At 62.9% G+C, this 12,718-nt stretch carries 12 protein-coding genes; 2 read left to right on the top strand and 10 right to left on the bottom strand.

The genetic code is table 11. From position 1 onward, the window contains the following. Positions 1-129: 129 nt before the first annotated feature. A complete protein-coding gene (locus X726_RS163290) occupies positions 130-1,596 on the bottom strand; it encodes an alpha-glucosidase/alpha-galactosidase (protein ID WP_023668132.1) in 1,467 nt (488 codons plus the stop codon). Positions 1,597-1,809: 213 nt separating this feature from the next. Here X726_RS163290 and X726_RS163300 point away from each other — a divergent pair, with 213 nt between their 5' ends. Continuing rightward, positions 1,810-2,685: an AraC family transcriptional regulator gene (locus tag X726_RS163300; RefSeq protein WP_023668130.1), complete on the top strand. Its 876-nt coding sequence runs from the start codon at positions 1,810-1,812 to the stop codon at positions 2,683-2,685. Positions 2,686-2,687: 2 nt separating this feature from the next. On the opposite strand, the gene ugpC is transcribed toward X726_RS163300, so the two are convergent. The 7 genes from ugpC to X726_RS163335 form a co-directional block, all read right to left on the bottom strand. Beyond that, a complete protein-coding gene (gene ugpC / locus X726_RS163305) occupies positions 2,688-3,755 on the bottom strand; it encodes a sn-glycerol-3-phosphate ABC transporter ATP-binding protein UgpC (protein WP_023668129.1) in 1,068 nt (355 codons plus the stop codon). Positions 3,756-3,758: 3 nt separating this feature from the next. Continuing rightward, on the bottom strand, positions 3,759-4,607 hold the full coding sequence (locus X726_RS163310; RefSeq protein ID WP_023668128.1) for a carbohydrate ABC transporter permease: 849 nt from the start codon (positions 4,605-4,607) through the stop codon (positions 3,759-3,761). Beyond that, positions 4,607-5,530 (bottom strand): sugar ABC transporter permease, encoded by a 924-nt coding sequence (locus X726_RS163315; protein ID WP_023668127.1) that lies wholly within the window; start codon positions 5,528-5,530, stop codon positions 4,607-4,609. The genes X726_RS163310 and X726_RS163315 overlap by 1 nt, the downstream gene beginning before the upstream one ends. 271 nt (positions 5,531-5,801) lie before the next feature. Then, positions 5,802-7,079: a sugar ABC transporter substrate-binding protein gene (locus X726_RS163320; protein WP_023668126.1), complete on the bottom strand. Its 1,278-nt coding sequence runs from the start codon at positions 7,077-7,079 to the stop codon at positions 5,802-5,804. Positions 7,080-7,105: 26 nt separating this feature from the next. Next, positions 7,106-8,302, bottom strand: a complete 1,197-nt coding sequence (locus X726_RS163325; protein ID WP_023668125.1) for a PLP-dependent transferase — start codon at positions 8,300-8,302, stop codon at positions 7,106-7,108. Then, positions 8,299-9,033, bottom strand: coding sequence for a FadR/GntR family transcriptional regulator (locus X726_RS163330; protein WP_023668124.1), 735 nt, complete (start codon positions 9,031-9,033; stop codon positions 8,299-8,301). Before X726_RS163330 ends, X726_RS163325 begins: the two co-directional genes overlap by 4 nt. Before the next feature lie 121 nt (positions 9,034-9,154). Next, positions 9,155-9,862, bottom strand: a complete 708-nt coding sequence (locus X726_RS163335) for a DJ-1/PfpI family protein (RefSeq protein WP_023668123.1) — start codon at positions 9,860-9,862, stop codon at positions 9,155-9,157. An 88-nt stretch (positions 9,863-9,950) separates the two neighbouring features. On the opposite strand from X726_RS163335, the gene X726_RS163340 reads away from it, so the two are divergent. Next, a complete protein-coding gene (locus X726_RS163340) occupies positions 9,951-10,898 on the top strand; it encodes a GlxA family transcriptional regulator (protein ID WP_023668122.1) in 948 nt (315 codons plus the stop codon). Between the two features lie 62 nt (positions 10,899-10,960). Here X726_RS163340 and X726_RS163345 read toward each other — a convergent pair whose 3' ends face one another. Together X726_RS163345 and araH are read right to left on the bottom strand one after the other, a co-directional pair. Further along, positions 10,961-11,740, bottom strand: a complete 780-nt coding sequence (locus X726_RS163345) for an SDR family oxidoreductase (protein WP_023668121.1) — start codon at positions 11,738-11,740, stop codon at positions 10,961-10,963. A 24-nt stretch (positions 11,741-11,764) separates the two neighbouring features. Next, positions 11,765-12,715, bottom strand: coding sequence for an L-arabinose ABC transporter permease AraH (gene araH, locus X726_RS163350; protein WP_023668120.1), 951 nt, complete (start codon positions 12,713-12,715; stop codon positions 11,765-11,767). Positions 12,716-12,718: the final 3 nt, after the last annotated feature.

Below are 12,718 nucleotides of genomic sequence, written 5' to 3'. Positions count from 1 at the left end.
CGAGAATGCCAATTCCACGAAAGTTCCTCATTGTGTTCCTCCCAGATGTTTCGACGTCTGCTGCTGCCCGCATCTATTCATGACGGCTGATTGGCGAACCGGCCTCCCGCTGTCCGCCTGCCAGCATTCTCAGCCGGCCTGTTTCAGGGCCGTTTTTTCGGCGCGCAGTTCCTCGATCGAGCGCACTTTGCGCCGCGCCGCACCCGCCCAGTCGCGGGTTTTCACCATCGATTTCGAAAGCCGCTCCTTGGCGGCCGGCACGGCATCGGCGTATTGCGGCAGCCAACGCGCCTGGGCGACGACCATCTCGTCGACCATCTGCCAGACCTCTTCCGGCGTCGACACCGCACCCACCAGCGGATCGTGCAGCACCGCGAGCTTGAGCAGGTCAATGTCGCCCGTAACAGCCGCATGCACCGACATGCGCTGAACGTTGATCGAAGCCATGCAGGTGGCCGCGCAGGCTTCCGGCAGCGTGATGCCTGACGCCATGTTGATGCCGAAGCGATCGACGAAACCGGGCGATTCGATGATCGCGTCCTGCGGCAGATTGGTGATGATGCCGGTGTTCTTGACGTTGAAGTGGCCGCGATAGACGCGGTTCGTCTCCAGCGCTTCGAGAATATGGCTGGCATGCTCGTTCGAGCGCTTCGATACGTCGAGCGGCTTCGACGCCGCTTCGAGGAATTGCGGAAATTCCGTCTCGAACCAGTTGCGGGTTTCCGTGGAGTAGCGAAGATAGCCGCCGGTCTCGCCATGGATCCAGTCGGACATGTCGATCCAGCGGGTGATTTCGTCCGGCCGCTTGCGATACCAGGGCAGATATTCGGAGAGATGACCGTTGCTTTCGGTGGAGTAGACGCCGAAGCGCTTCAGCACGTCGATGCGCAGCTTTTCCTGCTGCGAATAGACCGGATGCGCCTCGAAGGCAGCCACCAGTTCGTCCTTGCCGATCTTGCGGCCGTTGAGCCGCAAATCGATGAACCAGGTCTGGTGGTTGATACCGGAGCAGACATAATCGAGTTCGCTGTGCGACTTGGCGCCGAGCACTTCGGCGATCTGTTCGGCGCCGTGCTGGACACCGTGGCAGAGGCCGACCGTATCGACCTTGCCATATTCGATCGCCGCCCAGGTGTTCATCGCCATCGGGTTGGCATAGTTGAGGAATTTGGCGCCTGGCTCGGCGATCTCCAATATATCCTTGCAGAAGTCGAGGATGACCGGGATGTTGCGCTGGCCGTAGAGGATGCCCCCGGCGCAAATCGTGTCACCGACGCACTGGTCGATGCCATATTTCAAGGGAATGCGGATATCGTCGGCATAGGCTTCGAGCCCGCCCACCCGCACGCAGCTGATGACGTAGCGCGCGCCTTCCAGCGCCTTGCGGCGGTCGGTCGTCGCCGTCACCCTGGTCGGCAGCTTGTTGGCCTCGACGATGCGGTCGAGGATCGCCTTGATCATTTGCAGATTGTGTTCGCTGAGATCGGTCAGCGCGAATTCGATGTCGCTGAATTCCGGGACGCACAAAATGTCGGTGAACAGCTTCTTGGTGAAGCCGACGCTGCCGGCGCCGATAATAGCGATTTTGAAACTCATCACCTCACCTCGATGCATTCGAATGCCGGGTAAGGAGCAACAGGAAAGGGAATGGCGGCTCGCCTCGGCGCGCATGCCATTCGAGCCGGAATTCCGGCTCGTTCTCCTCCCCGCCCGCTCCTCGACCGCGGGTCTTTCGCGTTCTCAGGATTTGGATTATGCCGTTATTCCAGGGCGCGGCCAGAGAACGATTATGCTTTCGAGGGTAATTTTGTGCTGCATGATCTGATCGCCAACGGACAGTTGATGCGCACCATCTCGCTGCCGCGCGGCCGCCAGCGCCTGCATGCCATGCCGACCAGCACCGGCTATGAAGTACGCGAGGGCGTGACCTATGACTGGGATGGGCGCAAGCGCGGCCAGACACCGTTCACCGTGCTGCAGCACACGATCAGCGGCACCGGCCAGCTGCGCTACGAGAACCGCAACTACCGCCTGCAGGCCAACGACACGCTGCTGGTGCTGGTGCCGCACAACCATCGCTACTGGCTGGAGAAGGGCGACCGCTGGGAATATTTCTGGATCTCGATGAATGGCGAGGAGGCGCTGCGCGTCCACAAATCCATACTCAGCGTCTCCGGCCCGGTGTTTCGGCTGCAGCCGGAGACGATCGATCATCTCGCCGATTGCAGCCTGCGCCTGATCAAGGGCGGCGCTTCGCCTGGCGCTGCTTCGGCAATCGCCTATGAGGCGGCGATGGCGCTTTACGACGATGTCTTCGGCTCGCACGCCTTCACTGAGAAACAGAGCGTCATGCAGCCGGTCATCGATCATATCAACGCCAATCTCGACAAGCCCTTGCCCGTGGCCGAGCTCGTCCAGATCAGCGGCCTCAGCCGCGCCCATTTCTCGCGCTGCTTCGCCGAGAGCGAAGGCATTCCGCCAGCCGAGTTCGTGCTGCAGCAGCGGCTGCAGCGGGCGGCGAAGCTGCTAACCAAAGCCGATTTCCTGCCGGTCAAGGAGGTCGCCATCCTGTGCGGCTTCGAGGACGCCAACTATTTCTCGAAAGTCTTCCGCCGGCTCTACGGCATCAACCCGACGCAGTTCCGTACCACCGGCATGTATGCCAGCCTGGGCAGCCTTCGATAGGATTACCCGATGCGGTTGCCGCTTGCGGGATCGAACAGATGCAGCGCCGCCGGATCGGCAGACAGCCGCACCGTATCGCGCGGTCGGATAGTGCTGCGTCCCATGACGAAGACACAAACCAGCTGGTTGGCGAGCCGGACATAGAACTGCGTCGACAGGCCGAGCGGCTCGACCACCTCGACTTCTGCCTTGAGCGGACCATCGTCGGCAAGCTGGATGTGCTCCGGCCGTAGCCCGACGGTGAGCACATCGCCATCCTTCGATGGCAAGCCATCAGGCAATCTCAGCTTCTGGCCGTCGGCCAGCACCGCATCCACCTTGCCGCCCTTGGCGACTGTCGCCGGAAAGAAATTCATGCCGGGCGAGCCGATGAAGCCGGCCACAAAAGTGTTGATCGGCCGATCGTAGAGTTCGAGCGGATGGCCGACCTGCTGGACGTAACCGTCATGCATGACGACGATGCGGTCGGCCATAGTCATGGCTTCGATCTGGTCGTGGGTGACATAGACCGATGTGGTCTTGAGCTGCTGGTGCAGCGCCTTGATCTCGGCGCGCATATGGACGCGCAATTTGGCGTCGAGATTGCTGAGCGGTTCGTCGAACAGGAACACTTTGGGATCGCGCACGATGGCGCGGCCCATGGCGACGCGCTGGCGCTGGCCGCCGGACAGTTGCCTGGGCAGACGGCCGAGAAAACTGTCGAGGCCGAGCCGCTTGGCCGCCGCCCCTACCCTGCCGTCGATCGTCGTCTTCTCCGCCTTCTTCAAAAGCAGGCTGAAGCCCATGTTCGACGACACGTCCATGTGCGGATAGAGCGCGTAGGACTGGAACACCATGGCAATATCGCGGTCCTTCGGCGCGACATCGTTGACCAGCCGATCGCCGATATGGATCTCGCCGCCCGACACTTCCTCCAGCCCGGCAATCATGCGCAAAAGGGTCGACTTGCCGCAGCCGGACGGGCCGACCAGCACGACGAACTCGCCATCGGCGATTTCGAGGTCGACGCCGTGCAGGATGCGCAGCGAACCGTAGTCCTTCTCGACGTTTTGCAGCGTGACGGAAGCCATCGATTATCCTTTGACCGCGCCGGCGGTGAGGCCGGTGACGAGATAGCGTTGCAGGAAGGCGAAGAAGATGCAGACCGGGATCAGCGCCAGGATCGACGCCGCCATCATCTGCCCCCAGTCGACGGCGAACTTGCCGATATAGGTGAGCAGGCCGACGGCAAAGGTCTTCTGGTCGTCGCTGGAAATGAGCATCAGCGCGAACAGCAATTCGCTCCAGGCGGCGGTGAAGACGAAGCCAAGCGTGGCGCCCATGCCGGGCAAGGTCAGCGGCACGATCACCTTGCGCATCGCCTGCGCCCGCGTGCAGCCGTCGATCATCGCCGCTTCCTCCAGATCCTTCGGAATGCCGTCGAAGAAGGACTGCATCAGAAAGGTGGCGAAGGCGGTGTTGAAGGCGGTGTAGATGATGATCAGACCAACCAGACTGTTGGTCAGGCCAAGCTCGCCCATGACGCGGTAGATCGGCGGAATGACCATCACCAGCGGGAAGGTTTGCGTCAGCAAAAGCATGATCGCCAGCGTTGCCTTGCCGCGAAAGGTGAAGCGCGACATGGCGTAGCCGGCGAGCGTGGCGATGACTGTCACCAGGGCCGCCGTCGACACCGAGACGATAACGCTGTTGAGGAAATAGCGGGGGAAGTCAGAGGCTTCCAGGACAGTGATGAAGTTGCGGAAGGTGGTCTGCGACGGCCACAGCGTGATGCCCTCGGAATAGAGCAGCCGCTCCGGCGTTACCGAAATCTTCAGCGTCCAGAAGATCGGAAACAGCGCAAAGATCATATAGGCGGCAATCGCCGCGTAGAGGCCGATGCCGCTGAAGATGCGCGAGGAGGTGGAGCGTCCGGCAATCATCAGACGTGCCTCACCAGCAAGCGGCGGATGGCGATCAGCGCGATCGCATAGGCGATCAGCAAGATCAAGAGCAGCACCGCCACCGCGGAGGCATAGCCCTTGTCCAGCGACTTGAAGGCACTGACATAGATGTAGACCGGCACCGTGCTGGTCGAGCCTGCCGGCCCGCCCTCGGTCATGACAAAGATCAGATCGGCGAAGGTGGCGATCCAGATCGTACGCAGCATGACGGTGATGACGATGGTCGGCGCCAGGAACGGCAGCGTCACCTTGGTGAAGCGCTGCCAGGGCGAAGCGCCGTCGATTGCGGCCGCCTCATGCAGTTCCGACGGGATCGACTTCAGCGCCGCCAGCAGCGTGATGGCGAAGAACGGAATGCCGAACCAGATGTTGGCGATGATCGGCCCCCACATGGCGGTCGCCGGATCGGACAGCACATTGGTCGGCTCGGCCGTGAGCCCGAGCGTGAAGAGCCAATGCGGCAGTGGTCCGATGATCGGATTGAACAGCCACGCCCAGGTCAGGCCCGACAGGAAAGATGGCACCGCCCAGGGCAGGAACACCACCGCCTGCACGAACTTGCGCCCGACAAACGGTTTGTCGAGCAGCAACGCCAGACCCAGGCCGAGGAAGAACTGGAAGAACAGGCTGGCGACGGTCCACCACAGCGTGTTGACCAGCGCCTGCCCCAGCACCTGGTCGGTCAGCATCGCCTGATACTGGCCTAGACCGACATATTCGGATTTGAAGGCGGAGAACTTCCGGAACGAATAGCTGATGCCGATGATCAGCGGCACCAGCAGCACCACGACCAGCAGAACGATCGCCGGCGAAAGATAAAGCCAGGGCTCGATTGCTGCATGCGTCAGCCGCTTCTTTCGCGGCCGGCCGGCGGATCGTATTTCGGACACGGCGTAGGTCATTGGGTGCTAAATCGTCTCCTGGAGGAGCGCCGGGATTGGCGACAAGCGTCCTACCCGCTCACGAGGAAGATGCCGGTCCACCCTCCGTAGCTGCAGCGCAGCTGCTGCGGAGGACGGGCAGGCAGATGAGGGGCGGCGCCAGCCTTGGGGTGCTCGCGCTGCCCCTCATCCGGGCCTGTCTGTGCATGTCGTTGCCCCAAAACCGCTACGCACTTTTGGGCGACATGCATTCGGGCCACCTTCTCACCGTAAACGGGGAGAGGTGGAAGAACTACTTCTTGTTCTTGGCCAGCCAGTCCTGCTGTTCCTTGGTCAGGAACGCGGCCCATTGATCGGCAACGTCCTTGGCCGACTTCTGGCCGAGCAGCACTTCCTGGAAATTCTTGATCGCCACCTGGTCGACGAAATTGCCGAGGTTCTCCAGATGTGTCGGCGGCGTCACCATTTCATATTTGGAAGTGTCGCTGAGTTCGGTGAACCAGCCTTTGAACTGCTCCGTCTTGAAGTGGGCATCCTGGTCGGCGCCATTGTGGATCGGCACGACGCCGACTTCCTTGGCCCATTCGAGATTGTCCTTGGGCGACAACAGCATCGCCATCAGCTTCCAGGCATCGTCCTTGTGCTGCGAATTGGCGAACATCGCCCAGCCGGCATAGCCCAGCGTCGGATAGGATTTGCCGCTTGGCCCCACAGGCAGCGGCGCCACGGCAAAATCGTCGGCACTCATCTTGTCGGCAATGCCGATCAGCGCATCCGGATCCTGGTTGAGCATGGCGCAGGTGCCGGAATAGAAGCCGGTGACGGTCTCGTTAAAGCCCCAGCTCACCGCATCCTTGGGCGCCAGCCCGTCCTTGTACATGTCGGCCAGCATCTGCAGGCCCTTGACCGAGCCCTCCTCGTTGATGGTCGAGGTGCCGTCCTCGTTGAAGTAGCCGCCCTTGCCAGCGGCGATGTTCATGAACATGTGCATGCCGTTGAAGGCGCCCGGGCCACCGCGCAGGCAGTAGCCGTACTTGCCCGGAATGGCGGAGATCTTCTTGGAGTCGGCGATGAAGTCGTCGAGCGTCGCCGGCGGGCCGTCGAGACCGGCCTCCTTGAACAGCTTCTTGTTCCAGAACAGCGCATTCACATAGTAGCCGTACGGGATCATGAACTGGGTGTTGTTGACGGTCGAGCCGAATTGCTTGGCGCGGTCGCCCAGCGTCTTGGCGTCGTCCCATTTGGCCATGTAAGGGCCGAGATCCTCGAGCTGGCCGTTGGTGGCGTACAGGCCCATCCAGCGCTCCGGCATCTCGACGATGTCGGGCGTATCGCCGGCCTGCACCATGGTGAGGAATTTCTCGAAGGCCTGCCCCCAGGGCAGCGAGACCACCTCGACCTTGACGCCGGCATTGGCGGCCTCGAACTCGGCAATCTGCTTCTTCAGGAATTCGGTGCGCTGCGGGCTGGTGATGACCTCGACCAGCTTGAGGGTGGTATCGGCCAGCGCGCCGCTGGCGGACATCGCCAGGCCGGCAGCGGTGGCAAGCATGATGCTCAGTCGTTTCATGTTCAGAACTCCCATTTTGAACCCAGTCATTTTTTTGCTTTGTCGAAGGCCTGGCCGATGTCGGCCCAGAGGTCTTCGACGCTTTCCAATCCGACATTGAAGCGGATGGTTCGGGGGCTGACGCCGAAGCGCGCCATCGAATTGAGACCCGGTGTCTGCTCGAGCGAGGCCTTTGCCGGCACGACCAGGCTTTCATGACCGCCCCAGCTGACGCCGATGCGGAAAAATTTCAGCGCATCGACGAAAGCGGGAATGTCGACATCCTCCGTCACCTCGAAGGAGAACAGCCCGGCATAGCCGGCAAGCGTCTTCTTGCCGGGATGGTTGGAATAGGCGGGATGATTGACCCGCTCGACCTTGTCATGCGCCTTCAAGCGCTCGGCGATGATGAGCCCGCTCTTCATGTGATGCGGCAGTCTCAGCGGCAGCGTGCGCAGGCCGCGCACCAAGAGCCAGCCTTCGAAAGGCGACAGCTTTGCGCCGAGCTGCGAATAGGTCTGGTCGTTGACATGCTTGATGTGAGCGGCCGAGCCAGCCACCACGCCGGCGACGGTGTCGCTGTGACCGCCGAGATATTTCGAGGCGGAATGCAGCACCAGATCGACGCCGTGCAGGATCGGCTTCTGGAACACCGGCGTGGCCCAGGAATTGTCGATGGTGGTGACGATGCCCTGCTCTTTCGCCAGCCGCGTCAGATGCTCGAGATCCTGCAGCTCGAACATCATCGAGGTCGGGCTTTCCAGATAGAGCAGTTTCGCACCGGGAAGTGCCGCGGCCACCGCATCCGGATCGGAGCCGTCGACATAGTCGACCTTGATATGCAGGCGCGGAAACAGCCGCTCGAACAGTCGGTAGGCGTCGCCATAGCAATTGCGCACCGCAAGGATGCGTTCGCCTGCGCCGACGAAAGCCAGCAACGTCGCGCTGATCGCAGCCATGCCGCTCGAAAAACCACGTGCGGCTTCAGCACCTTCAAGCGCTGCGACGCGCGACTCGAATTCCATCACCGTCGGATTGTCGCCGCGCGAATAGATCGGCTGTTTCCTGCGCCCGGCAAAGGTGTCGGCCATGTCGGCATAGCTGGCGAAGGTGAACAGCGAGGTCTGGTAGATCGGCGGCACCACCGCATTGCCGGGGAACGGGCCGTCATGCGCCAGAAGCGTCGCCGCCTCGGCGAGATAGTCGCTGCCGGAAATGCCTGGGTCGAAGCTGTGCTCGTTCATGTGCGGACCGAAAGTTTGAGGTTGGCGGCGCCGCGCTTCAAATCGTCCTCGACCGTGGCGATCAGCTTCAGCGCTTCGGCCCGGGCGCCTTCCGGATCGTGCGCGGCGATGCAGTCGAACATGGTGCGGTGGTAGGGAAAGCTTGCGTGGCCGAAATCGCGCACGCCGAGCGGATGTTCCCAGAAGCGGTGGAACAGTTCGTGCATGGCGGCGATAATCTGCTCGAACAGCGGATTGCCGCAGGCGCGGTAGATCGCCTGATGGAATTCCCAGTCCTCTTCCGACGACATGCCGGCGCGGCTGAGAAACTCTTCCTCCATGATGTCGAGCTTGCGCTCGATCTCGGCGAGGTCGTCCTTGTCGGCACGAATGGCGCAAAGGGCGGCGGCTTCCGCTTCCAGCGCGCGGCGGATTTCCAGCGTGCGCATCAGGCCGGTGAAATCATTGCCGCCGGCAAGCGTCAGCGGCATGTGCAGCATGTCGAGCGAGACGGCGGCCTTGAGATAGGTGCCCGAGCCCTGCCGGCGCTCGACCAGGCCAAGCCCTTCCCAGCGCGTCAGCGCCTCGCGCACCGTGTTGCGGCTGACCTTCAGACGCTCAGCGAGGATGCGTTCGGTCGGCAGCCTCTCACCGGGTTCCAGCTTCTCGCGCATGACGAAGCCGGCCAACGCCTTCAGCACCGCGTCGTCGCGGGCCGTCGTCTGGATCGGCGGAAGGCTGAATTCGGTCACCGGGGCTATTACCGAAGTGGTTCAATGGTCCAACCAATTTCTGCACAGACGAAGGGACCTGTCAACAGTGGAAACGCAGCAAGGCCGAAGGGCCAGGGGATGCACCTTCGGCCTTGCTGCTTCAGCCGTGGATGCGCGCCGGCGCAGCGGCGGCGCGAGCCTCGCGCCAGCGAGCGAAGATTGCCTCGCGAACCCGCCTCGAACCAGAGAGGCGCTTTTTTGCCTGCGCCAGCACCGCAGGCGACGCCTCGGCGGGCGTGCCGGACCGAAAGGGAGGAGCCGGGGCGTATTCGAGCGAGAGCTGCACGATCTCGGCCTCCTCCTGTCCAAGCAGCCTCGCAACCAGCGCCAGGCCGAAATCGATCCCGGAAGTGACACCGCCGGCGGTGATGAGCTTGCCGTCTTCGACGATACGCTCGTCGACCGGGATCGCTCCGAACTCCTCGAGGAAATCATGCGCATACCAGTGCGTGGTCGCGCGCTTGCCCCTCAGCAGTCCGGCCGCCCCAAGCACCAGGGCACCGCTGCAAACGGAGGTGATGTAGCGCACCTGCCCCGCGCGCTCCCACACGAAATCGAGGACTGTCTGGTCCTCCAGCAGCGCGTTGACCCCGCCCCCGCCAGGAATGCACAGCACGTCGAGGGGCCGGCAATCGTCAAAGGTCGCCGTCGGGGTGAGGGAGAGGTGCGTCGACGACATCACCGGGTTGCGATCCTTCCAGATCAGTTCCACCTCGGCATCCTTGGCGGATGCCAGGACTTCGTATGGGCCGGTGAGGTCGAGTTGTTGGACGTCGGGGAATACGAGGATGCCGAAACGAAGGGGCATGGAAATCTCCGTGGGTTGACTTCGGGCAATCTACGGCATCATGGTTTGGCACGATTGCCATTCACCCCTCGTTTCAGGCCAAAACCCGATGCGCCGTATCGAAGTGCTTGCCTATCCCGACATCCAGCTCCTCGACGTCAGCGGACCGCTCCAGGTCTTTGCCAGCGCCAACGACTTCAAGCGGCAGGCGGGCGAGCCGGCCCCCTACGAGGTCGTGGTCGTCGCCGCCTCGCCCCGGATAAGGACCTCGGCCGGTCTGGTGCTGGAGGCCACGGCGCTGCCAACCCACAGAGGTGAGATCGACACGCTGCTTGTCCCCGGCGGATGGGGCGTCAACGCGGCCTGCGACGATGCCCAGCTGGTCGAATGGATTGCCAGCCGCTCGCGCGATGCCACGCGAACCGCTTCCGTCTGCAGCGGCGCCATGCTGCTGGCGACGGCTGGCCTGCTCGACGGCCGCCGCGCGGTGACCCATTGGGGACGCTGCGCGGAGTTCGCCCGGCGCTTTCCCGCGGTCCGCCTCGAACCCGATCCGATCTTCATCCGCGACGGCAATGTCTGGACATCCGCCGGCGTAACGGCGGGGNTCGATCTCGCCCTCTCCCTTGTCGAGGCCGACCTTGGCCGGCACACGGCGCTTGCCGTGGCGCGCGAATTGGTGGTCTTCCTGAAACGTCCCGGCGGCCAGGCGCAGTTCAGCCAAACCCTCAAGCTGCAGCAAGGCGACGGGCGCTTCGACCGGCTGCATGGCTGGATCCTCGAAAATCTGGCCGGCGACCTGTCGCTCACGCAGTTGGCCGACCACGCCAATATGAGCCCGCGCAGCTTCTCGCGGCGCTATCGCGAGGCCACGGGCCGGACACCCGCCCGCGCGATCGAGGAGATCCGGATCGAGGCGGCGCGACGGATGCTGGAGCGGGGCCAGCCCGTCAACCAGACGGCCCGCCGCTGCGGTTTCGGCTCGGAAGAAACCATGCGGCGCGGTTTTTTGCGCGTGCTGGGCACCAATCCGCGCGCCTATCGCGAGCGTTTCTGATCGCGACGGCTCGCGCCATTAAGCCGGCGGTCGACGCCGTAGAAATAGAGCCTCTCTAGCATTCAGGCGGGATGCTGTAGCTGGCTGAGCCCGCCATCGACAACGAGGGTCGCGGCGTTCATGAACGGGCATTCCTCAGAAATCATGAACACAGCGGCCAGCGCGATCTCGCGCGCCGAGGCAATGCGGCCGCCTGGATGCAGCGCCAGCGTCCTGGCGCGCGCGGCCGCCGGGTCGGCAAAGCTGTTCCAATAGTCGGTCGCCTTCTGCGTCTCGACATAGCCGGGCGCCAGGGCGTTCACGCGCACGCCCTGCCCGGCATATTCCAGCGCCAGCGATTTGGTCAGCCCAAGCAGCGCGTGCTTGGCCACGGGATAGGGGAAGGTATGAGGGATGATGGTGAAGCTGTGCGTCGAGGCGATGTTGAGGATCGCGCCACCGCCATTTGCGATCATTGCCGGCAGCACCGCCTTGGCGCAGTTCCAGGCGCCCTTGACGTTGACGTCGAAATTGCGGTTCCACTCCTCCTCGGTCGCCTCGAGCGGCGTCGAGAACACATTCATGCCGGCATTGTTGATCAGCGCGTTGATCGGCCCGATCGCGTCGGTCGCTTGACCGACGGCTGCGGCAATCGCGGCACCGTCGCTGATGTCGGCTGAGACATGCCCGACATGGCCCTGCGGCGCTGCTAGGCCGGCGACCGCTTTGTCCAGCAGCGCGCCGTCGCGATCGACCAGGAACAGCCTTGCCCCTTCGGCGAGGCAAGCTTCAGCGATGGCAAGCCCAATGCCTTGCGCGGCGCCGGTGAGGAAGATGCGTTTGCCGGACAGGCGCTCAGCCATAGCTGTCACTCCACTGGAAGATGGTCAGCGCCGGCCCAGTGCCGACGAACGCAGATTGTCGAGCAAAACGGCAAGCAGCAGGATCACGCCGCGCACAATGTATTGGTAGAACGCCGGGATGTTGAGCAGGTTCATGGCGTTTTCGGCGATGCCCATGATCAGCACGCCGACGATGACGCCCGACATGGTGGCGCGGCCGCCGGCAAGCGAGACGCCGCCGAGCACGCAGGCCGAGATGACCGAGAGTTCAAGCCCGACCGCCGCATTGGGCTGGCCCGACGTGATGCGCGAGGCCAAAAGGATGCCGGCGATGCCACAGACCACGCCCTGCAGAGCAAAGATCCAGATGCGCGTCCAGTCGACATTGACGCCGGCCAGGCGCGAAGCCTCCGGGTTACCGCCGATGGCCAGCGTGTTCTTGCCGAACACGGTACGATTGAGGACAAAACCGAAGATGCAGAACAGCACGGCCAGGACCCAGACCGGCGTCGGAATGCCGAACAGCTTCGACAGCGCCAGTTGGTAGAAATCCGGGCTGTTGATGCCGACGGCGCGGCCATCGGATGCGATCAGCGCAAGGCCGCGCACGATCTGCATGGTGGCAAGCGTCGTGATCAGCGCGTTGATGCGGAATTTGGCGATGACGACGCCATTGATGAAGCCGACGAAGGCGCCGCAGGCGATTGCCGCGAGAAGCCCGAGCAGGATCGAACCGGTATAGTTCGACGCCATTACCGCGACCATGCCGGCAAAGGCGACGATGGAGCCGACCGAGAGGTCGAAGTCACGCGCGGCAAGGCAGAACATCATCGTGCAGGCGACAATGCCGACGGTGACCACCGACTGCAGCAGGCCGAGCATGTTGCGGTCGGTCAGAAAATTCGGCACCAGCAGCGACACCAGCGCGAAGGCGACGATGAAGATCACGACGAGGCCCTGTTCGCCGAGCAGGATCTTCTTCAACTGATCGGTCATGGC

The sequence above is a fragment of the Mesorhizobium sp. LSJC285A00 genome, from assembly GCF_000503155.1.
Taxonomy (GTDB): domain Bacteria; phylum Pseudomonadota; class Alphaproteobacteria; order Rhizobiales; family Rhizobiaceae; genus Mesorhizobium.
Note: the sequence above shows the minus strand (reverse complement) of the source record. Positions and strands in the feature narration are given on the sequence as shown.